Below are 26,803 nucleotides of genomic sequence, written 5' to 3' on the forward strand. Positions count from 1 at the left end.
TATGTATTGGTTTACTTAGGTATATATCGACATATTTTATCATAAATTTCATAATCTGCCCCGCCTGCCGCCTGTGAAATTATTGAAATCGCCTTCATGGATGAATCGTGAATTTCCGGTTAAGGAATAATAAGAAATTCATGATTAGATAATTATTTAATATGACCGAATCAGTGTAATGATATATAATGATTTGAAAATTCAAAAATAGATGGAGTAGATATGATGAGTACGCAGGGTAGCAATATGAATGGTGAGCGGAAAAAAGACCGCTTTTCTTCTACCGGGTTTATACTGGCTGCGATTGGCAGTTCTGTGGGCCTGGGGAACATGTGGAAGTTTCCATACATAACGGGTGAAAATGGAGGGGCCGCGTTTTTCCTGCTATTTATTATTTGCCTGATCATCATTGGCTTGCCTGTACTTTTGGCGGAACTGGCTATAGGACGAAGCGGCCGGGGGAGTGCCGCCACTGCATTTGTAAGAGTGGGCGGCCGCCGGGGCTGGAAGGGCCTAGGCATTCTGCAGGTCATTGCCCCTTTTATGATTCTGTCATTTTATATCATCGTTGCAGGCTGGACGCTGCATTATGCAGTGATGGCATTTAGCGGCAATCTGTTCAGCAACACCGACTTCGCCGGGCAGTTTGCAGGCTTTATATCCGGTTATATGCCGATCTTTTGGCAGTTTGTCGCTCTGGTCATTACGGGCGGGGTTGTTATTCTAGGTATATCAGGTGGTATAGAGAAGTTTAATAAAATACTTATTCCGAGTCTCGTCATCCTGCTGATCGTTTTGATGATCCGGGCGGTTACACTTCCGGGAGCAGAGGCGGGGGTATCCTTCTTCCTCAAACCGGATTTCTCCCAGCTTACTCCGGAATCAGCATTGGTGGCGCTGGGACATGCCTTTTTCTCGCTGTCACTCGGTATGGGGATTCTGCTCACTTACGGCTCGTATGTGCGCAAGGAGCAGTCGCTTGGCTCAGCCACGCTCGCCATTGGGGCCGGAGACCTTATCTATGCGTTTATTGCGGGGCTGATTATTTTTCCGACGACCTTCTCATTTGGAATTGCTCCGGATGAAGGGCCGTCACTCGTGTTTATCGCTTTGCCGGCTGCCTTCTCGGCTATGCCGCTAGGCTCGTTCTTTGGTGGATTGTTCTTTATCCTATTAGCGATTGCCGCCTTAACGTCCGCGGTATCTCTGCTGGAAGTTCCGGTGTCTTATACAATGGAACGTTTTCGCTGGAGCCGGCCACGCTCCGTGTGGATTGTCGTCGTGCTTCTCTTCCTCTTAGGGCTTCCATCCGCCATGTCACTCGGTATGGTTCCGGAGCTGACATTTGGCGGGAAAGCTTTCTTCGACTGGGTGGATTTCGTGACCTCCAACATTATGCTGCCTGTCGGTGGACTAGCCATTACGATCTTTGCCGGCTACTTCTGGAAAGGGGCAGCCGAAGCCTCTGGCTTACGCGCCGGCTGGTTTAAAGTTTGGCTGTTCATGCTGCGTTTTGTAGCGCCGATTCTCGTGTTCCTGGTGCTGCTGCATACGACAGGAATTATCCATTTTAAATAGGATTCTTTTCTAAGATGACAATGCGGAGATACATTGTAACGATCAGAATATCTCCAAGTGTTTTTATCTAAATGCCAAAAAATATTACATGCCCAGATGCTCATTTGAAACCTTTAATTCATCCAAAGCGATCTAAAAAGCTAAATGCTTTTTAGATCGCTTTTTAATTAGATAAGATGAACTAACAAATGGGTTATAGGCAAGGGAGAAAAATGATTCCGAAGAAACTGAAAGCTTTCTGAAAGAAAGTTGCTTCGAGAGCATACTGAAAGCTTCTGAAAGAAAGCTGCTTCGAAAGCATAAGCTTGTGGTCGCCTTTCGCGAGCGGATTCTACCTCAGATGAACCTATATCATTCAAAAATCTGGGAGCAACAGCGATCATAGGAACATTTTACATGCTTACCCCACGTTACACGCCCCACGTTACGTACTTTCACCGCATCATTTCAGTTGTTCAATTTATATAAATGGATTTATAGTAGTTAGTTTCCGCAATAAAAGAGGGAAAGTAAATTTAAATGGATTTCGTGTCGTTAGAGGAAGGGAAATGGCCAATCATGTGCAGGATTCTTGATTTTAGGGCATAAAATCCATCTATTCCCCTGAAACATTCGTATAGAACATAATTAGATACATGAATTCCATTTAGTTACGGCAGCTTATATAAAAACTATAAGACGTACTTGCCCACACCCATTTCAAATGAGTATATTTGGATAATTTTGGTAAATTAGAAACGTTTATGGATGAAATAGCGTCTAAATATAAAAAATGTAAATAGGAGGCTTTATCCGTGAACCGATTTGTGAAAATGGGGTTAATCGGAGTAGCGTGCATGCTGATTTTTAGTGCAGGTGCTTTTGCAGCAACAGTTAAACCTAAAGTTTTTGTCCATAGCAATCAGGTGACAAGCAGTGTCGAGCCAAAAATAATTAATGGCAATGTGTACGTACCCATTCGTGCGATCTCGGAAGGATTTGGTGCAGATGTAAAATGGGATAGCCAAACGAAGACGGTTTATGTAGATTCGGAGCCTTTTTTTGAAAGAGAGTATGAAAGGGTATCCTGGACTTCTGCTCGGAACAACATCTATAGATTCCTGATGGCTTATGATACAAGAGATTATGATACGGCGATGAGTCTAGTGACAGAGGATTTTACAACCGATATTTATTTAGAATTTCCAACGGCCGGTTACTACGAAATGAGCGGCATGGTAGATTTTGAAATTATAGAATTTGATGGTTCTAATACGTATACACTCAATGTCGTTAGAAGGATCACCGGGGAGGAAGACTACAACGTTAAGATCGAAAAATGGAAGGTTGTAATGCAAAACAGCGAAATCAAATCGATCAAGGTGGTTCCGGGTTCCCTGGAAAAATTAGATCGGTACACTGTTGTACCGAATGCTTCCTTCGGCTCGCCATTAAAATAAGAATCAAACCTGGCGTCTAAATATAAAAATTGTAAATAGGAGGTTATATCCATGAATCGATTTGTGAAAATAGGGTTAATTGGAGCAGCGTGCATGCTGATTTTTAGCGCAGGTGCTTTTGCAGCAACAGTTAAACCTAGAGTTTTTATCCATAGCAATCAGGTGACAAGCAGTGTCGAGCCAAAAATAATTAATGGCACTGTGTATGTACCCATTCGTGCGATTTCCGAAGGATTTGGTGCAGATGTAAAATGGGATAAGAAAACGAAGACGGTTTATGTAGATTCGGAGCCCTTTTTTAAAAAAGAATATGAAAGAGTATACTGGTCTGCCGCTCGGAACAACATCTATAGATTCCTGATGGCTTATGATGAAAAAGATTATGATATGGTGAAGGGGCTCATGACAGATGATTTTACAACCGATATTCATGCAGAATTTCCATTCGGCGGTGATTACGAAATGGGAGGGATGATTGATTTTAAAATTGTAGAATTTGACGGTTCTAATACGTATACACTCAGAGTCGTTAGAAGGATTACCGGGGAGGAAGAATACAACGTTAAGATCGAAAAATGGAAGGTTGTAATGCAAGACAGCGGAATCAAATCGATCAAGGTGGTTCCGGGTTCCTTGGAAAAATTAGAGCGATATACCGTTGTGCCGAACGCTTCCTTCGGCTCGCCAATGAAATAAGAAGCAAGACCAATCGGATGCAGACTTCGATTGGTCTTGCTTTGATTTTCACTGCTGCCGTAATTTTACGAATGGAGCTTTTGCGGCATCCCCTGATTACCTAGAGACCAGCACAGGCTGGCGGCTTATCGGGTACGTACATTTCTGACGGTTGGCTGGGGGCCAGCGGCACGCCTTGCTTCGCTTCGGTCCACCGTTCTGCCGGGTGCCCTTAGCTCTCTGCGCTGGGCTATATTGTTCCATACGATCGCAAAAATGACAAGCAGTGTACCGCAAATTTCAAATATGGAAACTTGATATCCCTGAAAGGCCATAATAATCAAGGTGGTAATCGGCACAAAGTTGATATATAGTATTCCGTTGAGCGGCGTTAACATTTTTAATCCGGCATTCCAACTGAGAAGAGCCACGATGCCCGGCAAAGTGATCATAAAGGCCATTTCCCACTTCACGGCACTAAGTGTCTCTACGGAAGGAACAGGCAGCAGGCCAAGCAGTGTAGCAAATGCGACAATGATGAGCGATACCAGGCTGCCCAGCAGACAAGTCAGTGTTGAATAACGCAGAACCGACCAGTCTTTAAACCGGCTTCCGCCCATAGAATACAGCACCCAGCCTGTAACTGCTATGAAAATAAGCAATAACGGGAACAATGATTTTCCTGCCATCGCAAAGAAGGCCAGTTTACCATTGGTAATGACAAGCAATGCCCCCGCTAGACATATAATCATGCTGACAATTGTATATCCGGGCGGTTTAGACTTGGCGGTAATCCATACATAGAGGATCGAGATCATTGGCATAAGAACCTCAATTAAAGAAGCGGTTATCGTACCCGTATCCCCCATAAGATACTGTCCCGAGAATATGAGCATGTTATACACAGTGAAGGCCATCGTTCCATAGAATGCGAGAGCTTTTCCTTTCCCCTCCAGGCGAAAAGCTGCTTTTCCTTCCTTCACCCATAGTATCGACGCTAAAAGGGCGGCCACGACGGCGTACCGGATAAAAGAGAAATAGAATGGATCGATCTCTTGTAGGGCGACTTGCGCTACTGGGAACATCGCTCCCCAGGACATACTTGCGATCAGACATAAGGCCGATCCGATGATGACTTGTTTTTTATTCATTAATTTCGATCTCCTTAACTATATCCGCACATTTCTTTATATAAAATGATAGATTAATCACAGACGATAGTGAAATGATTGTAAATCAACTTATCCATCATTTATAATGATACCTGAAACTAAGGTAATTGTAAGAATACCAGGAGGAGGAGAAACAGCATGGATTTGAATGATCTGAGAATATTTCAAATGGTTGCCCTCCACGGCAGTGTCAGCAGGGCGGCGGAGGAGCTTAATTATGTCCAGTCCAACGTGACTGCCAGAATCAAGCTGCTGGAGAAAGAGCTGGAAACCCCGATGTTTTACCGGCATACGCGCGGCATGATTCTTAATACGGAAGGCAAGCGAGTGCTAGAATATGCGAACGATATTATAGCGAAATATGATGAAATGAAGAAGGTGTTCCAAAGCTCGTCGACGCCGTCCGGTATACTTGACATCGGCATCGTGGAAACGATCATGGCGCTGCCTAATCTGCTGTCCTCCTATTTGCAAACCTACCCGAATGTGGATTTGTCTTTAAAGGCGGGTGTGACGGAACAATTGCTCCAGGAGGTGATTGATTTCAAACTGGATGGCGCGTTTGTGACCGGGCCTATACAACATCCGATGATTGAGCAGTACGAGGTATTTCAGGAGGAGCTGGTTATTGTCTCCAAAGGGGAGAGCTTCTCACTCGACGACATCTCGGTCAAACCCCTCCTGCTGTACAATAAAGGCTGCAGCTACCGCGAACGGCTGGAGAGCTGGCTGAAGGAAGAGGGGATTGTTCCCAAGAAAATTATGGAGTTCGGTACGTTCGATACGATTATCGGCAGTGTGGCAGCCGGCATCGGGCTTACGATCGTCCCAGAATCCACCGTGGATTACATGTCTGCTCAGCGCAAGCTTTATTGCCATCAGGTGCCCGATCCTTACCGGGAAATCACGACGGTATTCATCCGCCGGAAGGACTCGCATATGACGAGCTCTGTGCAGGCTTTCATCGCTGAAATCGGGAAGCTTGAGGTCGGCTCCGCCAGCTGAGCTTGGCCATTGCGGCAGTTGAATAAGCGGATATTTCAATATTATAAAATGATAGTTGCCGGCCTCCGGGCATAAAGCCGTTGCTCGATTTTGGAGCAGGTGAAATCAAGTAACGGTTTTTTTGAACATTTAATAGGAAAAGATAGTAATTATGCATTATAATTTAGTAATTATACATTCGGCTTTGGCTGATGCGAATTTGAAGGATGGTGTAATCATGATTGTTGGAGTGCCTAAAGAGAGAAAGAACAACGAGCATCGCGTTGGAATGACGCCTGCCTCCGTATTATCTTATGTACAAGCTGGTCATGAAGTGTGGATCGAGACAGGGGCTGGACTTAGCGTTGGCTTCAGCGATGAGGACTATAGCTCGGTCGGGGGAAAGATTGTACCTACGGCTGCCGAAGCCTGGTCCGCGGAAATGGTTGTGAAAGTGAAGGAGCCGGCGCAGGAGGAATTTGCTTACCTGCATGAAGGTCTGATTTTGTTTGCATACCTCCACCTGGCCCCGGAACCGTCTCTGACGAAGGAACTGGCCGAGCGGGGGGTTACGGCCATCGCCTATGAGACAATCCAGTTGGATAATGGCGCTCTGCCGCTCTTATCGCCGATGAGTGAAGTGGCAGGACGGATGGCGATACAGATCGGATCTCACTTCCTGGAGAAATCGAATGGCGGCAAAGGCGTCCTGCTAAGCGGTGTGCCGGGTGTGGAGCCGGGCAAAGTAACGATCATCGGCGGCGGAATGGTTGGGGTCAATGCGGCCAAAGTAGCGCTGGGCCTCGGGGCTGACGTGCGCATTATCGACTTGAATCTGGATCGGCTGCGCCAGCTCGACGATTTGTTCCAGGGGCGGGTAAAAACGCTGGTCTCCAATCCCTTCACTATTGCTGACAGTGTCAAGCAAGCCGACCTGCTGATCGGAGCCGTTCTGATTCCGGGAGCGCGCACGCCAAGGCTCGTTAGCGAGGAGATGGTGCAGACGATGGCTCCAGGCTCGGTTATTGTCGATGTCGCTGTCGATCAGGGCGGCTCGATTGAGACGATCGACCGGATTACGACCCATGATCAGCCGACTTATGTGAAGCACGGAGTGATCCACTACGCCGTAGCCAACATGCCTGGGGCGGTAGCCCGCACGTCAACGCTGGCACTGACGAATGTGACGACACCGTATGGCTTGCAAATAGCCAACAAGGGATATGCGCAGGCGGCTTTGGATAATCCCGCTTTGGCCAAGGGAATTAACGTCCTGAACGGCCATGTGGCCTATCAGGCGGTAGCGGACGCGCAGGGCCTTCCTTACAAAGAGGTATACAGCTTGCTGAAGGTTTAAGCTGTTTTGTATGAATGAATAAACTTAAGACTTATGTAAGAAATGAGTAAGAAAAATGAGAGCACCCCTTTTTATGATGTAATCATGAAAGGGGTGTTTACTATTTTTCAGGCAAGCAACTCCAATAACAGACCATTGATTCGCAATCGAACGTTTATGTTTTTTTTGGTCTCCATTATATTTACCAGTTTGACGACGCCGATGTATATGCTGATTGAGAGCTGGTATGTCGTTGATTATCTGAACTTGTGGTCCATGCTGGGCATCGTTTTGGCGGTAACCGCCGTTCCCCGTGTGCTGCTTATGACCGTAGGGGGCGTATTGTCGGACCGGTTCTCCAAGACGAAAATCATGTTTTTTTCCGATTTTATAAGGTTCATTTTGCTTATTAGCATGGCTGTTCTACTTTCGCTTGGCAAGCTTACCTTTGAGATGCTGCTTGCTTTTGCGGCGTCTTTCGGCGTTCTGGAGGCATTTTATTGGCCGGCCTCGTCTTCGATTATTCCTACCCTTGTCGCCCCGGAGCAGCTAAGGTCAGCGAATAGCTTGAATGTGATCATTCAGCAGCTCGGTATGTTCGCCGGGCCTGCTTTAGCCGGCCTTGTCCTAACGTTCGGGTCGTTTCAGCTAGCCTTTACAGTTCTTGGCCTGTTACTGCTTTTTGGCGCGCTATGCCTGCTCCTCGTGCGGGAACCGGTTCAGAAACGCCCGGATAAACGTGCCTCCATGTGGCTGGAAATGAGTGAAGGCATGCGTTATGTTGGACGCGATCCATTCAAGATGTCCATTATAGTTACCGTCGGAATAGCCAGCTTCTTCATTTCCGGGCCGGTGAGCGTAGCTTTTCCTACATTGGTGAAAGAAGTATTTCAAGGCACGGCGCTGGATTTGACGTATTTGCAAGTGTCTTTTGCCACCGGGAGTATTTTAGGCGGGATGTTGGTTGCAATTTTTCGCCCAAAGGGGAATATGGCGGTACGGGCGTATGCTGCTTTTATATTGCTGTGCTTAGGCATTATCGGGTTGGGCTGGGCCAATCAATTGCTCTATGCTGTCATCATTAGCGGGTGTGGGGGAATGATTGCGTCCTATGCGAACATGCTGCTGCTGACGGCATTCCAGCTGAGTCTGGATCAGGATAAACTGGGCCGGGGCATGAGCGTATTTACGGTAGCCTCGACCGGATTGTATCCTCTGTCTACAGGACTTGTGCCTGTGTTGCTCAGCAACGGCTGGAGCATTTCGGAGCTATTGAGAATGACCGGAATGCTGGCCGGAGCATTTCTAATTATCGTCATTCTAAACGTGCGGGCGCTCCGCTCGACGGACACTGCCCAGCTCCAGTAAGCACTGAAAATTAAATTGGGGGAGGATCGATTACTATGCTGAAGCATCAAGTAATGAAGTGGATCTTTTATCTTTGCATCGTTTCATTGCTCGTAAACGGAATGATTTATGCGGCGACAAAATCGAATGAAACGTTGATTAACCTGATTTTTGCGACCGTGATCGGATTGATTATGGGAATCGGTACGTTGATAACGCGTAAACCTTGAATGCCGGAATTCCTTCTCGCCTTGCTGAAATTCAATACACCCATATTCGGTCTAGGCAGCTGCATCTGATCCCTTCTGCCGTTTGTCGCGTTTTTTACAACACTTGGTTCTACAGCTTTATATAATCTGTTTACTATAGCGGAACATGCTTAAAAGGAGTGGAAGGGACCTATGTAGAAACGGGAAACACGCTTAATTTTGTATGGTAGTTGGCATAGAGCGGCAGAACGTTACGGAGAGTAGGGCGTCCTTTGAGGGGCGCCCTAGTTTTTTGCTTTCAATTTCCATTCATCTACGTCTTTAGCATCAATATTGAGGATACCGCAAATTAGCAACGCTAGCGTGACGGAAGGAATACCTACTCCATATTCAATGTTTTGATAATTCCGCAGTGTACAGCTCATGCTTTCATTGATTTTATACACCAAGGATTCTTGAGTGTAACCGGCTGCTTCTCTAGCATCTCTAAGCTTCAATTCATTGGCTCCTTAATTAGTATCTCTTAATAAAATTTATGATACCTAAGAAAGGAAAAATATGAAACTAATTAATAAATATAACAGGATAATATACCAAGATATTGTGAAGCCGACGAACAGTGAACAAGACATACAGAGTGTCCCGTAACAGTGAACAAATTTGCACAAAATGTTGGGATGGCATATACTTTGGATGATTCAAATTGGCAATATACGGAAGAGAGAACTAAGGAGTGTCGATACCCTTGAAGCAGGGTTTTGAAAAATTACCGGCGCCGCCATACCGGCCCATATCGATGTTGCTCAGGCGCATGGGGGCAGCGTTAATCGATTATCTGCTTTTCGCCGCACTGATTCGTTCGGCGATGAATATAAATCAGTTGTTCATGCTGCAGCGCACGCATACTTTATTTGTTCTATTCGGCGTTATTTTTCTAGTATTGGCTTATTATGTGCTGCTAGAAGGGAGCACGGGATATACGTTTGGCAAATGGCTGCTGCAGATCCGAGTTGTTGACAAGACGGGCCACGCGCCAGGCTTTGCAAAAGCGCTCGTACGAACAGCCTTCCGCCTCATTGACAGCAACCCTTTATTGCTCGGTGGTTTTCCGGCTGCTTTTAGCATCCTGCTGACAGAGCGAAGACAGCGGATAGGTGATTTGGCGGCTGGTTCATATGTCGTAAAGTCACGGGATTTACCACTGAAGGAGAAGGAGCGTGGCAGTATGATCCTCGTGCCAGCCTTCACCATCCTAATGTTATTGGCAGCAGCAGCGCCCGGCATGGCAAATGGAGTACTTTCTGCACTTAAACAAGCTGACTTTCCACCTAAGTCCGGTAACAGCGAAAAAGTTCATATTAGCCATAATGGTCAATTCAAAATTACGACGAGCCCGGACTGGCTCTTTGACCCGGGTCTGGACAACGAGGCCGACATTTCGATATCCAACCGGTTTACTAAAAAGTATTTGTCCGTATTTTCAGAGCCTAAGGAACGGTTCAGGAAAGACTGGACGCTGGAGCAATATTTGCAATACGCTGAAAAAAGTTTTGCCCAAGGCCTGAAACAATCGCCGATCTATAAGCCTCATCCGATTTCGATTAATGGATACTCCGCATATCAATTTGCGGTTGAGCAGGAAGTGAACGGGGCGAAGGTTGCCTATATTGTAACTACCGTTGAGACAGCACGGTATTATCACTGGATTACCGTATGGACGGATGCTGCCAAATACAAGGAATTCCAGAAGGAATTACATGCGGTTATCCGTTCTTTTGACACCTTTTCCACTTAATAACTGATGATAATGCCTTGATCAAGGATAGTTCCATTGTATAACCTAAAGGTTAACAAGAGGGACTATCTTTTTTTGAAAATAATTGTGTATAGTAATTTCTACATAGTATATCCACGAAGGATGTGTAATCATTGTCAAGGTTTATGCGGCTAAATACGTTGCGCAATCAAATTCTTCTCGGCTTTATGCTGGTGATGATCGTTGTGCTGGCTTCTGTCGGTTATTTTACGTTTGATCAGGTATCTGTCTTGTTGCGAAACAATGCAGAGAAGCATATTCAGCAAACTGCGGTTCAGACCACGGGTAAACTGGACGCCCTTCTGCAGCAAATCAATACGCTGACTGCCCAGGTGGCGTTGAGTGCAACGACCCAGCGGCTGCTCAATGAAGAGATAGCGGGACATCCGATCAGCTTCGGTGACCGTCAGATGCTCCAGCAGGAGGTGCGCAAGTATGAAGCTTACGCGACAGGCATTCGCTCCCTTGAATTGTATACGGCTGACTACAGAAGGCTGCTTCCGTTGGATGACATCAGGTTAACTGAACGTGTTTCCAGCGCATGGATTGACCATGTAGACGAGGAAATGGGACGACTTGTCTGGTTCGGCCTCGACCCGCAAAACCCGGATGGGGTCGTTGCGATTCGCAGCATCCGGCTTATTGATAAATCGTTCTCGCATGCAGGGTATTTAATGGTTCATATTGAGAAAAGCTATTTTGAACTTACGGATTCAACGATGGAGAGTGAAATGCGCGAATCCATGGGCTTGTTCGACCAGACAGGGAAAACGATATTTTCTGATTTTCCCGCTGAGGTAGACTCCAAGGAACTGCTTAACCATGTCGGAGAGAGCATTGCAGTTGGCGGCAAAAATTATATTGCCATCCAGAAGCAATCCGAGGCTGCGGGTTGGACGCTGGCTATTTTAACCCCTATGGATTATGTGACCGAAGGGATCACTGTGCTCCGGACTAATATCGTGGTGTCCGGTGTGGTCGGCGGCTTGCTCTTTCTGATTTTCACCTTCATTCTATCGACGATGATTACCCGCCCTATTCTGAACCTGATTAAGGCGATGCGCGGGGCCCGTTTCGGCACGCTGAAGCCAAGCCCGATTACATCGACGACGATGGAGATTAATGAGCTCAACAATTCCTACAATCAAATGGTCGTCGACCTGAATGAACTGATTAAAGTAGTCTATGAAAAAGAAATCCTCCAAAGCCGCACCGAACTTAAGGCGCTGCAGGCACAAATCAATCCGCATTTCCTGTTCAATACGCTGGAAGCATTCTACTGGGAGCTTGAGGACAAAGGAGAAGAGGAGCTAGCGCATATCGTAGTGGCGATGTCAGGCTTGTTCCGTTACGTTATTAACAAAATCGATGAAGAGGAATGGGTAACGCTCGGCGATGAACTGGATCATGCGGAGCGATATTTGAAAATTATGGCGATGCGCATGATGGATAGGCTGTCATGGCGGATCGAGGCGGATGAAGCCTCCCGCAGAGTGCCTGTACCGAAGCTGCTGATCCAGCCGCTGGTGGAGAACGCCATTTTGCATGGAGTGGAGCAGCGGGTCGGTCCGGGTACGGTCATTTTACGAGTGGAGCCTGGCAGCAGGCTGGACTATACAAAGGTTAGTGTAATTGACGATGGGCCGGGGATGGATCAGGAGAAGCTGCGCTCCTTATATGCTGTCATGAGAACGGGGCATGTCAGTTCTGCTACAGGGCATGGCATCGGCATCGTTAACGTAGAGAGAAGACTAAGGTTAAGCTATGACACAGCAACGGACGGACTAGACATTAAGAGCGAGAAGGGTCAGGGAACGACCGTAACCTTTGAAATACCGAATGAATATGGGAGTGACATTGAACGTGAAAACGATACTCATCGTGGATGATGAACCTAGAACAAGAGAAGGCGTTCGCAAAACTTTGGAGGCGTGGTCATCCGGCAGCTGCCGGATTGAGACCGTATCTAGCGGTGTCGAAGCTTTGGAATGGCTGCAGAATAATGAAGCAAATCTGCTTGTGACGGACATTCGGATGCCGGAGATCGGGGGACTGGATCTGATTGAAAAACTGGAGCAATTGAAGCATCCCCCTGTCGTCATCGTCATTTCCGGTCATCCGGAATTCGACTATGCGCAGCGGGCGCTAAAATATGGCGTAATCGAATATTTATTGAAGCCATTGGATAAAATGAAGCTTGTTCAAGCCGTCGAGCTGGCGCTGAAGCGCGAGGAGCAGATTCACCGCATCGAACGGATGGAGAAGCTGGTCGATCCCAAGCTGATGGAGACGATGGAGCATGAAAATGTATACAACGCCCAGGTTCGGGAGGCGATTCATTATTTGGACGAGCATCTGCACGAGCCGGTATCGATGCGTGACCTGGCCGACCATCTCCATATGAACGCCAGCTATTTCAGCGTTTTGTTCAAGGAGCAGACAGGGCTTACTTTCAGCGAATATTTGACCAAGCAGCGGATTCAGCGGGCTAAGGTGCTGCTGACTACTACGGCGCTTCCCATTGCCGAAATCGCCGAAAAAGTCGGCTACCAGACGGCAAGATATTTTGTCAAAGTGTTCCGCGAGCTGGAAAAGGTAAGTCCTGGACAATATAGAAATAACGTGAGGGACCCGGAGGACACAATCCAATAATAGTGGCATTAAACCCAATCCTTATATCATTACGGCATCACCACACCACTGTTACAATTTAATTAAGCGGAATGTAACCGCTAGCATTAGTAGAAAAGGGGTTGTAAACGTGTTCAAGAAAAAATGGACAATGCTGCTTTTGACGTCATTGTGTCTTGCTTTGGTTATAGCGGGCTGCGGCTCGAAGGGAAATAATACCGGCGGTACATCACAGGGTGGCGGTGAAGGCAAGGGCGACCAAGTTACGGTCAGCTTCATGCACCTCTGGCCTGAAGGCGTATCGGCAGGTCAGAACAAAATTGTTAACCAAATCATTACAGAATATCAGAATGAAAATCCTAACGTAAAAATCAAGCAGGAAGTTTTGGACAACGAACAATACAAAAATAAACTAAAAGTATTGTCCGCCTCCAACGAACTGCCGGATGTAGGCGTAACCTGGGCGGCTGGATTTTTGCAGCCATATGTTGAAGGCAAGCTGTTTGCACCGGTTGATGACCTGTTGAACGGTGAACTGAACGGCAAATTCGTTGCTGGCACTACCGAGGCCTACAATATTGACGGAAATACGTATGCGCTTCCACTAGAATTTAACATTGCGCCTGTGTATTACAATAAAGCGATTTTTGAAAAATATAATCTCGAAGTTCCGCAAACATACGAGCAATTTAAGCAAGTTGTGAAAACGCTGTCTGATAACGGCGTAGCACCGATTGCACTTGGCAACAAGGATCGCTGGACCGGTTCCCTATGGTACATGTACATGGCTGACCGGATCGCCGGACAGCAAACGCTAGCTAACGCCATCAGCGGCTCCGCATCTTTCAAGGATGAAGGACTGCTTAAGGCAGCTGAAGAGGTTGAGGCGCTAGTGGACAGCAACGCTTTTGTTAAAGGCTTTAACGGTTTGTCCAATGAAGAAGCGAAGTCCGAATTCCTGAACGAAAAAGCAGCCATGTATATGATGGGCTCATGGGATCTGCCTAACTTTACGACGAATGAAGAAATCCCGCTTGAATTCCGCAACAGTGTCGGCTTCTTTAAATTCCCGACCATCGAAGGCGGAAAAGGCGACATCAACAGCTGGGTTGGTGGTCCTGGTGTCGGCTTGTTCGTATCCGAGAACTCCAAGGTGAAGGATGAAGCGAAGAAGTTCGTGGAATACTTCGTTACTAAATGGGGAGAGCAGTCTGTAACAGGAGCAGGTGTTATCCCGGCTACGAAGGTGGATACATCGAATCTGGAGCTGCCACAGCTGTATATCGATCTGTTTAACGAAATGAACCAGGCGAGCAGCGTTACCTTGTTCGCCGACGTGCAAATGCCTGCAAATGCGGCAGAAACGCATCTTAACATGATCCAGGCTCTGTTTGGCAAAGCTGTAACACCGGAGAAATTCTCAGAAGAGCATGATGCGGCCATCGCCAAAGGACATTAAAATTCCGATTACAGACCTATCCGGCAGCAATGCCGGATAAGTCTTCTCTTAGAAACGACTATGTAGGAAAGGAGTCGGATAACGTGGATAAGGTGCTCTCAAATAAAAAGATAATTGCACTCTATGTACTGCCATCATTGCTGCTTATTTTAGGCGTCGTCTACATTCCCATCATACTTACCGGCTACTATGGATTGAACAAGTGGAATGGCATCAGCGCCATGGAATTCATCGGCATGGAAAATTACTTCGCGTTGGCGAAGGACAATGCATTTTGGAGCAGCGCGTGGCATTCGCTTTTGTTAGCGTTGTTCTCCACGCTGAGTCTTGTTATTTACTTGGCTGTAGCCATGGTTCTTGCTACCCGTATCAAGGGGGCAAACCTGTTTCGTAAAATTTATCTTATTCCGATGCTGCTGTCGTCGGTAGCGATTGCCCAATTGTGGCTGAAAATTTATCATCCGACGAACGGGATCGTAAACAGCTTTTTGGAATCCATCGGTTTTGCTAATCCTCCGGCATGGCTTGCAGATACTTCATTGGTATTACCGGCATTGTTTATTCCAATTCTGTGGCAATATGCAGGTTTCTATATTCTGATTTACTATGCTGCGTTAAAAAATATTCCAGCTTCCTTGGAGGAAGCGGCGAAAATTGACGGTGCAAACGCGCTGCAAATCGCCTGGAAAATCAAGCTTCCGCTCGCTATGGAAGTGATCAAAGTAACGATTGTGCTTGCTGTTGTTGGGTCATTGAAATATTTTGACCTGATTTATGTCATGACGGATGGGGGACCTAACGGGGCAAGTGAAGTTATGGCGTCCTACATGTATCGGTTAGCTTTCCGCGCCCATGACTTTGGCTATGGCAGTGCGATCGGATTCTTCCTGCTTGTCATCTGTCTTGTCATTACATGGATCATTCGCAAACTGACCGCTACAAAAGATACCATTCAATACTCATAAGGAGGGACGCTTCATGATGTCTGGAACTGCAGGACAGCTTAAGAGCGGATCGGCTAGCCCGGGGGCAGCCCTGGGACGTAAAGCGGGTTACTCTATCCTGTATATCGTGCTCGTTGTTGTCGCCGTCTTACAGCTGCTTCCACTTGTTTGGCTGCTGTTCTTCTCATTAAAAAACAATCAGGAAGTGTTTAACCTTCCTCCATTTTCCCTCCCGATGAACCCGAAATGGGAAAACTACGCGAAGGTATGGAGCGCAGGGAATATTAATGTGTACTTCTTGAATAGCGTTTGGGTTACAGTTCTGGCCACCGCGCTGACGGTTATTCTGGGCAGTCTGGTCACTTATGCCGTAACGAGAATGAAATGGAAGGGAAGCTCTTTCGTGCTAGGCCTGTTCATGGTCGCGATGATGATTCCTGTTCACTCCACACTCATTCCTTTGTTTAGCGTGTATAACAAAATCGGCTTGACGGATCATCCGTTATCGCTTATTTTCTCGTACGTGGCGTTCAATATGCCGATTACCATCATGATCCTGCTCGGCTTCTACTACGCGTTGCCGCGGGAGGTCGAGGAAGCCGCGGTAATCGACGGATGTTCCGTAAACCGGATGTTCGCGCAAATCGTATTTCCGATGACCAGCTCCGTTCTTGCTACGACAGCGATCATCAACATGATTTATAACTGGAACGAATTTATATTCGTCAATACGTTCATCAGCTCGGATGCCTACAAGACCTTGACGGTCGGCGTCCAAAATTTCATCGGTCAATATACAACCGATTGGGGTGCCATCGGCGCCACCCTTATGATCAGCATTTTGCCGATCCTGATCACCTTCTTGTTCCTCAGCGACAAGATCGTTGAAGGGATCGCCGCTGGCTCGGTTAAGGGTTAAGTTGAGCAGTTTCCCCCTTTGTCAGAGTAGTTGTCGTACCCCAGAACCAAGTAAACAAGGGGTAAGCGGCGAGACAAGAAAAAACCACCGGGATAAGGCTGGGCCTTTGGACCGGTGGTTTTCGTTTGGAAACTGAAGCCAAAAGAAAAATAAAGTGCAAAAGTTGTTAGGAATCTATTGTTTTTATTTTGATAAGCAACTAATATTTAATTTGTGCATGTCTTTTTTACTATGTGGTAGTAGTAAATTAGACTCTTTTTTTCCATTACATAAAATAAATTAAATAGATTGGAGGGAGAGACACTAGATTCACTTATTTCTATATAGAGGGAGAATTCAAATGAGAAAAAGTTTTTCCAGGAAAATCGCTAGTACTAGTCTTGCGGTAGCGATGATGATAACAAGTGCGCTTCCTGTTTTTGGCGCTACAACTAATATTTCAGCTGTAAATACGGTAAATACTTTTGGAGATATCTCCGGACATTGGGGACAACAAGCGATAGAAAAGTGGAACCAATATGGGATCGTTCAAGGGTTTGACGGCAAATTTCGCCCGAACGCTCCTGTAACGAGAGCTGAATTTTCTGTCATGATCGACAAGGTTATGAAGTACATAGAAACAGGGAATAACGTGTTTTCTGATCTAAGCCCTGAACAATGGTATTACGGCGCAATGATCAAGTTAAATACTGCAGGCATACTTAAAGGGGTAAGCGGTAATGCGATGCCAAATGAGACGATTACGCGTCAGGAGGCAGCAGTATTACTAACTAAAGCATTCAAAACGAGCGATAGTAACAATCCCGCTATATTTAGCGACAGTGATCAAATTGCAGACTGGGCAAAAGGGGCAGTACAGAGCCTTGTATCTTCTTCTGTCATAGGTGGACGTCCAGATGGCACCTTTGGTCCCCAAGAAAGTCTTACCCGTGCAGAAGCAGTCACTCTGTTTGACCAATTAATTCAAACCCTAATTACAAAAAAGGGAGCATACTCCCAAGATGTTCAGGGTAATGTTGTGGTCAACTCTCCAGATGTGACCTTAAAGGATATGACAATTTCCGGAGATTTGTATGTTGCGCAAGGTGTTGGAGAAGGCGAAGTCACACTTAATGACGTAAAAATCAAAGGAAACGTATACGTTCAAGGCGGTGGAGAAAACTCCATTATTTTCAATAACGTCGATGTACAAGGAGCGCTTGTTGTCAATAAGTACAATGGCCAAGTTCGTATACTTGCTACAGGAAGCACATCGGTTTCTTTAACAGTACTGGAAAGCGGTGCTCTGGTCGTTACCAAGGATCTTACTGGCGGAGGCTTTGAAACGATCGAAATTCCAGCCGATGTTTTAGCAGGTCAGGAAATAAAACTAGACGGCAATTTCAACAAGGTAATAAACTACGCTGAAGGTGTCCAAATTACTGCTGAAGGCTCAATTAAGGAATTAATCGCTGAAGCAGATACCAGCATTACCGGTAAGGTCACTTTAGATAAAGCTTCAGGAAACTCCAATGTCTTGGTTAATGGCGCTAAGCCTTCAACTTCTGGTGGAACAGGAACGCCAAACACTGGTTCGGGATCTTCTTCGGGTGGAAACGCCGGAGGCGGCAGCGGAACTGGAGGATCTGCACCTGGTAATGGCAACAATAATATTGCTGTGACAGGAGTAAGCATTTCTCCATCTTCACTCGCTCTTCTGACTGGTGAGACTAAGCAGCTTACTGCGGTGGTTACGCCAATCCATGCTACAAATCAAAAGGTGAATTGGAAGGTTGCAGACAATAGTGTTGATGTACTGAGCGTAACCAGCACTGGCCTAGTAACTGCTAAAGGCCCGGGTCAAGGAACAGTCATCGTTACAACTGAAGATGGAGCTTTCTCTTCTAGTGCAGCCATAACAGTCACGAAGCCTTCACTCCATCTGGAATTAACTAAATTTGACAGACATATTACAAATCCAGAGACTCCGGTGGAAGAGGAAACACTAACGAACAGCGAAAACGTAACAATCTCTAATAATGGCAAGTCAATGATTCAAAAAAATCACTATGACGCTGCTATAACAGCTTCGCAACCTTTACAAGGAACGGTAACATCTTCTGTTTATACGATTGTTTCTTTAACATATGCAGATGATACTCCATTATCAGATTTGTCAGGAGTGAAGGTAACGCTAGACGGAAATGATTACATCCCTGAATATGGAGCAGGACTAAATCAAGATTTAGCTAGATTCATACTCAAATTAAACATTCGTCAGCCAGAGCGAATTGAAACACATCGGTTAGTCGTTTCCCGAGAGGGTTTTGCAGATACTTCAATGACAATTACTTATCGGCCAACTGGAACAGTTGTCCTGACCAAGATCGAGGATATTACCGGGGATTTAATTGTAGGATCAGAGCTAACGGCAGGTCCGGTCCAATATGACGGAAATCCTGCTAATCTACAAATTACTTATCAGTGGTATCGTTCTGATACAGAAACAGGACTGTATAGCATCATTAATGGCGCTACTTCATCAAAGTACACGCTAACTGAAGCTGATGCAGGAAAATACATTCGTGTCTACGCTTCTGCAGATGAAATTCAGGTCAGCGGCTCGGCTTTAAGTTCTGCCTTTGGACCTGTTCAAACTCCAGTAAGTGCGGATGAGATATTCTCCAAGATTGAAGAGGTTTTCCTTGGAGCCAATACGAATCAAAACAATATAGTTGGTAACTTAACACTTCCTGCTTCCTTGCCGGCATATCCGGGAGTAGTCATTACTTGGTCAACTAGCGATGAAGCAGTCATTACGAATAACGGTGTTGTCACAAGAATTGAAGGACAGGATCAATTTGCGAAATTAACGGCCGTACTGAGTGGCGCGGCTGCAGGTGCACGTGATTATGACTTCACAGTTAGAGCAGTAGGAACCGATCATGTCGAGATAGACGGTTATATCGATCCATATTTCGTAAATGGTTATCCTCAAGCCTATATCAAGGATGGTACTATTCATGTAAAATACGCACTTAATGCTCCTGCGGAAGTTTACATGGTCGTGAATGTAATTAATGGACACATCAAATCGGATGTTAAATCTGTACTGGAAGGACATTCAGGAGAAAATAATGACATCGTATTTGTAGATGCATGGCCATATTTCAATTTGAATGCCGATCAAGTCAACAAGATCCAGGATTTTGATACTGGGGTTAAGATTACACGGGCCAATAATTTAGAGGCGAAAGTTGAATTTGTTATTGTAGATACACCGAATAATTACACCTCTAGTGCAGTTACCAGAATTCAATTTGAGAAGTCTGTGGTAGGCAGCTTGGATACTCAGCCTCCTAACTCTTATGCTAAATTCATCAACGATGCCCTAGATCATATTTATATTTATTACGATGAAAAACTTGATCTCAGCAGTGTCCCTTCTGTCCAGGACTTCAATTTGAGCGTGGGTCAAGTCCAATCAGTAAGTATCCATAACTCGGATAAACAATATGGTATGGCGCCTTCTCATGTTAAGCTTGTTGTTAGCGGCATTTCATCCAGTGATTTGAATTCACTGAAAATAAGCTACACGGGGACTGCATTACAAGATATTAGCGACGCAAGAAATAAGGCGGAAAGTTACTCCAACGCTGAAATCTTATCTAATAGTCCAAATTTTAAGAATATTACACTTAGTTCAGATCGCCGTACTGCGTTAATTGAGGTGGAACCTGGTTGGGATCCAGATGTTAACAGAAAATTGGTCAATAATGATTTTACAATGCAGATTGCAAATTCAAATTACCAGCCTAGTTCTATAGATTACAGTTACAGTATGAATCTCATAAGCTATACACTTAAGTTTGATTCACCTCTTCCCGAAGGAGAAACACGACTCAAGTTCAATTCTAACGGGTTGGTCGATCGGGCAAATGATCTCTACCCAGCAGAAATGTTATCCGAACCCATTATGCAGCTCCCTCCTTCAGGAACCCCAACAGCAAGCTATGACCAATCAAGGGGAGAGATTCTTTTATCATTTGATAATGGCTTCCAATTAGACAGCTCAGCAACTATAGCTGCGGGTCTAACTTTAAAAGTTGATGGGGTAGAATACAATCTTCGTGGATATCTGTTATCTGTTAATTGGAATAGTAAGAATCAGATCTACATCAGACTTACAGATAAATATTCTTGGAGATTCAAAGAGGCTTTGGAGCAAGGAAGCGATGTACAAATGAAGTATTCCAAAGTAAATCAACACTCTCAGCAGCAATTGTCGGACATAGCTGGCGCGTTGGTACCTGACTTTGATTACATTCAAGTAAACAAATAACCTTATACAAGTAAACAAATAACCTTAAATGTATGGAAGCAAAGAAGCGGCGGCGAACTAATCGTCGCTTCTTTGTTATTTTCTGACATGCAGATTTTTCTGTCGAATTTAAAACCATCCTGAAATATAAGTAGCTTTACGTGCAAAAAGATATAAAGCTTCCAGTCATTTACCTAGGGTGGAACCAGACCTGGTCGTTTACCAGAGTGGAACGAGACCTTGTCGTTTACCCTGGGTGGAACGAGATCTCTGAGTGGAACGAGATCTTGTCGCTTACCCAGGGTGGAACGAGATCTTAATGTGTTGAGATGATAAAATAGCAGGCTAACGGACCCTGGTTCCGCTATTGCCCCCAAATGCCCGGTTTTGCAGAACTAACGGACAGAGGAGCCGCTATTGAGCTGAAAAGCATCAAAAGTGGCCCCAATAGAGGTGAATAACGGCTCTGGTGTCCGTTACAGTTGGAAAAGGGCTTAATTTGAGCAAATAGCGCATTCTGTGTCCGTTGGGAAGGAGGGAGCGGGAGTCCAAGGAGCCAAGGAACAAAGGAGCCAAGGAACAAAGGAACAAAGATTAGGAGTTAATACGCAACGTTACAAAATATCGAGTCAAAGCAAAAACGGTACATATTGCACACATTGGCGCGTAAGCACACACTAGGGAACAACGCTTACAGTAGTATGTAACCACCAAACACTATTGACACCTCGCACACAAAGGTCACTAAGGCAATCAGTTACATAATAGTACACATCGGCACATCAACGCACATCAGAGGGAACTAATGTAGGCCAAGTCAGAAACGCATTAGAGAAGCGTAAAACCACAACCACCAAACCACAACCACCAAACCACAACCACCAAACCACAAAAACAGGCCGCACAAGGGAAAGTCCTTGATGCGGCCTGTAATTTATTAATTGTGTTTATAGACGAAGTAGTCGAAGTCAGCAGGTGCGTTTTGGCCGGAAGTGTCCTGGCACTGCATACCTACAAATGCTCCGGTGAAGAAGCCCCCGCCTTGGATGTAGTCATCCGACAGCTTGTAGGAGTAGAAGTCGACTGGGATGACAGTCCAGTTCTCACCATCGAAAGAATAGGAGTAGCGGTACACATCCGTCTCAACATCTACACGCAAGTACACGTACTGGACATCCTCAGGAATCACGATTTCGCTGCCTTGTAGCGGCGCGGAGAACGTAAAGTTATCGCAGACGACAAGCTCCAAAATTCTCCCTTTGTCTTCATGCCAGGAAATTTGGCAGGAAGTCCAGTTCTGCGTGTTATAGTAGTTTACTAAGCCGGCGGACTGCTGGAAAGTCGTCGGGTTGAAGGCAACCTTCGTTTCCGCTCTGAAATTAAAGTGCTGCCAGCGTCTAGCGATGAAAGCTTGCGTAAACTTGGACGTCAGCGACTCTTTGCCATACAGGCGCAGATGTCCTGGTTTGTCGGTCAGCGAAACGATATTTTCACCCAGCGGAATTCTCAGGCTTTGGAAGTTCAGATTCAGCTTGTTGCTGTCGAAATCGTCCTTCTCCGGGAAGTCTGGTTCCCACTTTACTTCCGCAATGTCCGGCCCTTCGATTTCCAGGGAAGGCTGATTGCCGCCAACGACGTAAGGCCAGTCGTTCTTCCATTCCAGGCGCTGAATAGCTGTCTCTCTGCCGAGCGGACAGAAGCCGCGGGGATCGAGTAATGGATGGCCTTCTCTGGACAGCGGTCTTCCCGTCAAATGAACGAGGAACCATTCATCCGTATGCGTCTGCACGATCGAAGCGTGCCCTGATTTTTGCAGCGGATTACGCGGTACAGCAAACGACGAAATTAGCGGATTGTCCGGATGTACTTCGTACGGGCCACGCAGATTTTTCGAACGGGCTAGGGTTGCGCAGTGATCATACTTGGTGCCGCCCTCCGCCGTCAGCAAGTAGTAATAACCGTTCATTTTGTACAGGTGAGGTGCTTCAGTCAATTTAATGTCGGTCCCTTTAAAAATAACCTCTTTGTCGCCAACCAGCTTCTGCTCGCTGGCACTGTATTCCTGAAGCACGATGCCATAGAAAGGATGATGGCCGACACGTTGATCCCACAGCATGTTGACCAAATATTTCTTGCCGTCCTCATCATGGAATAACGACGGGTCGAAGCCGGAGCTGTTCAGGTAGATCGGCTCTGACCATTCGCCATCGATAGTGTCACATGTGACGAGGTAATTATGGCAATCCTTCCACTGTCCCTCCGTCACTTTAACATCGGTATAGATGAGCCAGAATTGATTGTCCGCATACGACAGCTGCGGTGCCCAGATTCCGCCGGAATCCGGATTTCCCATCATGTTCAGCTGACTTAACCGAGTTAACGGTCTCGTTACCAATCTCCAGTTCTTAAGGTCCTTGGAATGATAAATGCCAACGCCAGGGAACCATTCAAAGGTGGATACCGCAATATAGTAGTCTTCCCCTACACGACAAATGCTAGGGTCTGGATTAAAGCCTGTCAAAATCGGGTTTTGAATTTTAGCCATTGTTCTTCTCCTTTATTAGTTTTTTTGAAAACAAGGGAGCAAAATTGGGGTTCATAAAGATAAGTTACCCATTTCTTATCATTACCTGGATAAGCTATCATTATGTTATAATGACTATATTGTATCAATATTATTATCCTGTTCCCATATCCAATGCTTGTTGTTATTTGCCCAAATCACCTAACTTAGTTGTTCAACCATTTTGAGAGTTTGAAAAAATTATTAGGTTTGAGTTCGGGAGATTATTTGGCCTAAGTTTTTTTGGGGGGATGAGTGACCGTTTGGCGGAGGTCCAAGGGTATAAAAGGTATTAAGGGTATAAAAGGTATTAATGAAGGGGGCTGGAGCTATGGAGATAAGAACTGAACGGATGAGAAGAGAAATGATGCTTCCCGATATGGAGTCCACTTTTCGCGTCTTTGGTGCCCACTGGCGTACGGTGGATGACGGCTGGGTTTATCCTACTCATAAACATCCGCTTTTTGAGGTGAATTTAGTGCTGTCCGGAACACAGCAAATGACCGTGAACCGGACGGTTTATGTGCAGAAGCCGGGGGACCTGCTGCTTCTTGGCCCGGATGATGTACATGAGAGCAGTGCGATTGGCGGAGAGGAAATGACGTATTACTGCCTGCATTTCGACGTCGATGAAAGAGCTTTTCGCGAGCTGCTGTATCGCAACCAAACCTGCTACCACGCTGCGGGAAGTGAACTGGCTGCTTCGATCCGTCCGGCGCTGGATAAGTTGATTGCGTTAACCTCGGAAGAGGCGGTCGTTCGTGTCGAATCCCGCATGGCAGCGCTCTCGGCATTGTTTGAGCTATTCGCGGGGATTAGCGGGGCGCTCAGCAAGCGCAATGGCGACGGCACGTCATCGCGGATGTCTCAAACCGCTTCACAGGTAGCCGTACTCCTGGAACGAACCATCGACGAAACAGTTGATGGAAGCCGGGAAGGACACGAGATGGAAACGATCGAGTCGATCGCTGCCAAGGTAGGCTACAGCACATCCTCTATAAACCGTATGTTCACCGCGGCATTCGGCATTTCCCCGCGCCAGTATATGTCCAATTTAATGCTGAAAAAATCCAAGCTGCTGCTAATGGACCCTGAACTGACGATCGAGGACATTTCGAGCAGATTGGGTTATAAAAATATCGCTCATTTCAGCCGCCAATTCAAGCGCTGGACCGGGGAGTCGCCAAGCTGCTTTCGGGGGCGCTTCCACAATTAGGGCTTACAAAACAGGACCTTGCGTCTGAAATTAGAAATTTGCGTCCCCAGTTAGGTCTTTCAGTCTAATTTAAACGGATAAGTTTACAGAAGTAAAAATATAACATATACTCCTTACAGCCTGAATACCTTCGGGTCTATTTACGAGCAATAAGGAGTGACTTTACGTTGGAGCGGATTCCGGTACATCCCGAGCTGCCGCCTGTACGCATAGAGAAGATCGTTGCCGGCTACGGCGCGTCCATTCTAATCAGGCGCTGGGCAGCTACGATTATCGATTGGCTAATTATTGCGGGGCTCATCGGTACGATGATATATTACAATCGTTTGATCATCACCCTGGTCATTAGCGGTTTTATTCTCGTGTATCATTTGTTGATCGAAGGCTTTACCGGCTACACGGTAGGGAAACTGATCCTTCGCATTCAGACGGTAAGGGAAGACGGCCAGCCGCCAGGCTTCGCAAAATCTCTGCTAAGAACGGTAATACGCATCGTCGATACGAATCCGTTATTATTTGGGGCGCTGCCTGCCGGAATTTGTGTTCTTGCTACACAGAAGAAGCAGAGGCTGGGGGATATGGCTGCAGGTACATACGTAGTAAAAGTTTCTGATTTGGACTTTAAGACAATGGGACGCAGGGAAATGGCCATTTCCGTGATCTTATCTGCTCTGATCGTTCTGATTGCGGCAGTACCCAATGTCATCGCCTGGAAAATAACGGGGTACCCGGCCGCTGAGCTGAAGAGTGTCGTGCATATAAGTCAGGACGGAAAGTTTCAAATTACGGATCATCACAGGTTCAGTACAGACAAGGCCACAATGAAAGAGACGGATGCCAATATTGCGGTACGCCAGCTGTTGTTTGGGAAATATTTAACCATATTCACTTATTCGAAGGATGAAATAGACGGGAACATCTCTTTAGAGGACTTTCATTTGAGTCTGAAGGACTTGCTGCTGAACAGTTCAACCACGATAATCGAGGAAAATAAGCTCCATATTAACGGGTATCCAGCTTTGGAACTAGCTTACTGGGGAACGCAAAATGGGGAGGAATATGCTTATATTATCACGACGACGGAGACTTCGGATCACCTTCACCAGTTTTACGCACTCATGAGTAAGAAGGATTATGAAAAATACGGGCCGGAGTTTCGTGAAATTATAGCGACTTTCAAAGAGATTGACGGCGAAAAATAATTCAGCCAGCTGCAGGGGCTATCCTTTAGGGTCTTTAATATTGACCCTGAGGGATAGCCCTTTATTTCGTCAGGAATCGGGCAATTTCTGCTGGCGTTTCCGGGAGGCCCGGGGGGAGTGGCCGGTCACCTTCTTGAACATTTTGGAGAATAGGAAAGGATCGGTATAACCTACAGAGCGGGAGACGTCACTGACGGTAAGATCGGGATTGCGAAGCAGTTCAACTGCCCGATTCATCCGGTATTCCAGCAAAAAGGTTTGCAGAGAGACGCCAAATTGCGCTTTGAACAAACCGGATAAATAAGTACGGTCCAGCCCGACGGAACGGGCGATATCCATTACGCTAATTTTTTGACTGTAGCTGCTTTCAATCCATTCTATCGCTTTGCGCACATAAACCTCTTTCGGATGGGAGGCCTTTGCTTCTGGAACAGACGGGGGAGAAGCGGAGATCAGCTCAGCCATCAGGCGGTAAATCATGCTCTGAATAAGCACATCGCCCCCCTGCTCTGTGCGCGCAAGGGCAAAATCATCATAAAAGTTTTCCATTGTGCGGCTGCAAGAATGAAAAATGGGATGGTATAGAGATAAATTAGCACGCTGCATTAATGATTTAGCATGCAGTCCGCGAAATCCGAACCAGGAATAAGTCCAGGGTTCTTCCGCATCCGCCTCATAATATACAAGCGTATCCGGCGGGATGAGGAAGCCGTGTCCTGTCGTCAGTTCATACGTCCGTTCATGCACACGAAACTGCCCAGAGCCTTTATGGATGTAGTGGATAATATAGCAGTCACGCAGACCGGGTCCCCAGGTATGGCCGGACAGGCATTCTTCTTTTCCAAAAAACAGCAAATTCAAATCCATCTGATTCTGGGACGTCTCGTTAAAGTGAACGATGTCAATACGGCTCATAGCTTGCAGTCCCCCTTGGTCATCTTCTGCTGATATATGCATTATAACAGGTTCGTTGCCGGATACAAACGGATTAGGTGAATTATGAAATGGGATTA

At 46.1% G+C, this 26,803-nt stretch carries 20 protein-coding genes; 16 read left to right on the top strand and 4 right to left on the bottom strand.

The features are described 5' to 3' along the window. The first annotated feature begins 225 nt into the window (after positions 1–225). The 3 genes from G358_RS0110790 (at position 226) to G358_RS0110800 (ending at position 3,713) form a co-directional block, all read left to right on the top strand. Complete coding sequence (locus G358_RS0110790; RefSeq protein ID WP_019637231.1) at positions 226–1,578, top strand: sodium-dependent transporter; 1,353 nt, start codon at positions 226–228, stop codon at positions 1,576–1,578. A 794-nt stretch (positions 1,579–2,372) separates the two neighbouring features. Continuing rightward, positions 2,373–3,017, top strand: a complete 645-nt coding sequence (locus tag G358_RS0110795; RefSeq protein WP_019637232.1) for a copper amine oxidase N-terminal domain-containing protein — start codon at positions 2,373–2,375, stop codon at positions 3,015–3,017. A 51-nt stretch (positions 3,018–3,068) separates the two neighbouring features. After that, positions 3,069–3,713, top strand: coding sequence for a copper amine oxidase N-terminal domain-containing protein (locus G358_RS0110800; RefSeq protein WP_019637233.1), 645 nt, complete (start codon positions 3,069–3,071; stop codon positions 3,711–3,713). A 125-nt stretch (positions 3,714–3,838) separates the two neighbouring features. On the opposite strand, the gene G358_RS0110805 is transcribed toward G358_RS0110800, so the two are convergent. After that, positions 3,839–4,843, bottom strand: coding sequence for a DMT family transporter (locus G358_RS0110805; RefSeq protein ID WP_019637234.1), 1,005 nt, complete (start codon positions 4,841–4,843; stop codon positions 3,839–3,841). A gap of 159 nt (positions 4,844–5,002) precedes the next feature. Here G358_RS0110805 and G358_RS0110810 point away from each other — a divergent pair, with 159 nt between their 5' ends. From G358_RS0110810 to G358_RS33035, 4 genes are all read left to right on the top strand, one after another. Further along, positions 5,003–5,869, top strand: coding sequence for a LysR family transcriptional regulator (locus G358_RS0110810; RefSeq protein ID WP_019637235.1), 867 nt, complete (start codon positions 5,003–5,005; stop codon positions 5,867–5,869). Positions 5,870–6,086: 217 nt separating this feature from the next. Next, positions 6,087–7,205, top strand: a complete 1,119-nt coding sequence (gene ald / locus G358_RS0110815; protein WP_026342203.1) for an alanine dehydrogenase — start codon at positions 6,087–6,089, stop codon at positions 7,203–7,205. A gap of 42 nt (positions 7,206–7,247) precedes the next feature. After that, positions 7,248–8,552, top strand: a complete 1,305-nt coding sequence (locus tag G358_RS0110820) for an MFS transporter (RefSeq protein WP_084662760.1) — start codon at positions 7,248–7,250, stop codon at positions 8,550–8,552. Positions 8,553–8,587: 35 nt separating this feature from the next. Further along, positions 8,588–8,761, top strand: a complete 174-nt coding sequence (locus tag G358_RS33035; protein ID WP_019637238.1) for a hypothetical protein — start codon at positions 8,588–8,590, stop codon at positions 8,759–8,761. A 263-nt stretch (positions 8,762–9,024) separates the two neighbouring features. Here G358_RS33035 and G358_RS0110830 read toward each other — a convergent pair whose 3' ends face one another. Further along, positions 9,025–9,237, bottom strand: a complete 213-nt coding sequence (locus G358_RS0110830) for a helix-turn-helix transcriptional regulator (RefSeq protein WP_019637239.1) — start codon at positions 9,235–9,237, stop codon at positions 9,025–9,027. A gap of 248 nt (positions 9,238–9,485) precedes the next feature. Here G358_RS0110830 and G358_RS0110835 point away from each other — a divergent pair, with 248 nt between their 5' ends. The 7 genes from G358_RS0110835 (at position 9,486) to G358_RS31660 (ending at position 20,830) form a co-directional block, all read left to right on the top strand. Next, positions 9,486–10,535 (top strand): RDD family protein, encoded by a 1,050-nt coding sequence (locus G358_RS0110835; RefSeq protein ID WP_019637240.1) that lies wholly within the window; start codon positions 9,486–9,488, stop codon positions 10,533–10,535. 134 nt (positions 10,536–10,669) lie between these two features. Beyond that, positions 10,670–12,445, top strand: coding sequence for a sensor histidine kinase (locus G358_RS0110840; RefSeq protein WP_019637241.1), 1,776 nt, complete (start codon positions 10,670–10,672; stop codon positions 12,443–12,445). Next, positions 12,420–13,208: a response regulator gene (locus tag G358_RS0110845; protein WP_019637242.1), complete on the top strand. Its 789-nt coding sequence runs from the start codon at positions 12,420–12,422 to the stop codon at positions 13,206–13,208. Before G358_RS0110840 ends, G358_RS0110845 begins: the two co-directional genes overlap by 26 nt. A gap of 109 nt (positions 13,209–13,317) precedes the next feature. Continuing rightward, on the top strand, positions 13,318–14,646 hold the full coding sequence (locus tag G358_RS0110850) for an extracellular solute-binding protein (protein WP_019637243.1): 1,329 nt from the start codon (positions 13,318–13,320) through the stop codon (positions 14,644–14,646). Between the two features lie 83 nt (positions 14,647–14,729). Further along, positions 14,730–15,611: a carbohydrate ABC transporter permease gene (locus G358_RS0110855; RefSeq protein WP_019637244.1), complete on the top strand. Its 882-nt coding sequence runs from the start codon at positions 14,730–14,732 to the stop codon at positions 15,609–15,611. 13 nt (positions 15,612–15,624) lie between these two features. Further along, positions 15,625–16,509, top strand: a complete 885-nt coding sequence (locus G358_RS0110860; protein WP_019637245.1) for a carbohydrate ABC transporter permease — start codon at positions 15,625–15,627, stop codon at positions 16,507–16,509. A 340-nt stretch (positions 16,510–16,849) separates the two neighbouring features. Next, positions 16,850–20,830, top strand: a complete 3,981-nt coding sequence (locus tag G358_RS31660) for an S-layer homology domain-containing protein (RefSeq protein ID WP_019637246.1) — start codon at positions 16,850–16,852, stop codon at positions 20,828–20,830. Positions 20,831–21,746: 916 nt separating this feature from the next. On the opposite strand, the gene G358_RS0110875 is transcribed toward G358_RS31660, so the two are convergent. Next, the gene (locus G358_RS0110875) at positions 21,747–23,354 is read right to left on the bottom strand and encodes a glycoside hydrolase family 43 protein (RefSeq protein WP_019637247.1); all 1,608 of its coding nucleotides are present in this window, start codon (positions 23,352–23,354) and stop codon (positions 21,747–21,749) included. A 349-nt stretch (positions 23,355–23,703) separates the two neighbouring features. Here G358_RS0110875 and G358_RS0110880 point away from each other — a divergent pair, with 349 nt between their 5' ends. Both G358_RS0110880 and G358_RS0110885 read left to right on the top strand, forming a co-directional pair. Beyond that, a complete protein-coding gene (locus tag G358_RS0110880; protein ID WP_019637248.1) occupies positions 23,704–24,588 on the top strand; it encodes an AraC family transcriptional regulator in 885 nt (294 codons plus the stop codon). Between the two features lie 167 nt (positions 24,589–24,755). Further along, positions 24,756–25,790: an RDD family protein gene (locus tag G358_RS0110885; protein WP_019637249.1), complete on the top strand. Its 1,035-nt coding sequence runs from the start codon at positions 24,756–24,758 to the stop codon at positions 25,788–25,790. 69 nt (positions 25,791–25,859) lie between these two features. Here G358_RS0110885 and G358_RS0110890 read toward each other — a convergent pair whose 3' ends face one another. Continuing rightward, positions 25,860–26,705 carry an AraC family transcriptional regulator gene (locus tag G358_RS0110890; RefSeq protein WP_019637250.1) on the bottom strand — a complete coding sequence of 282 codons (846 nt, stop codon included), beginning with the start codon at positions 26,703–26,705 and terminating at the stop codon, positions 25,860–25,862. Between the last annotated feature and the right edge of the window lie 98 nt (positions 26,706–26,803).

Source organism: Paenibacillus fonticola DSM 21315, from assembly GCF_000381905.1.
Lineage (GTDB): Bacteria > Bacillota > Bacilli > Paenibacillales > Paenibacillaceae > Fontibacillus > Fontibacillus fonticola.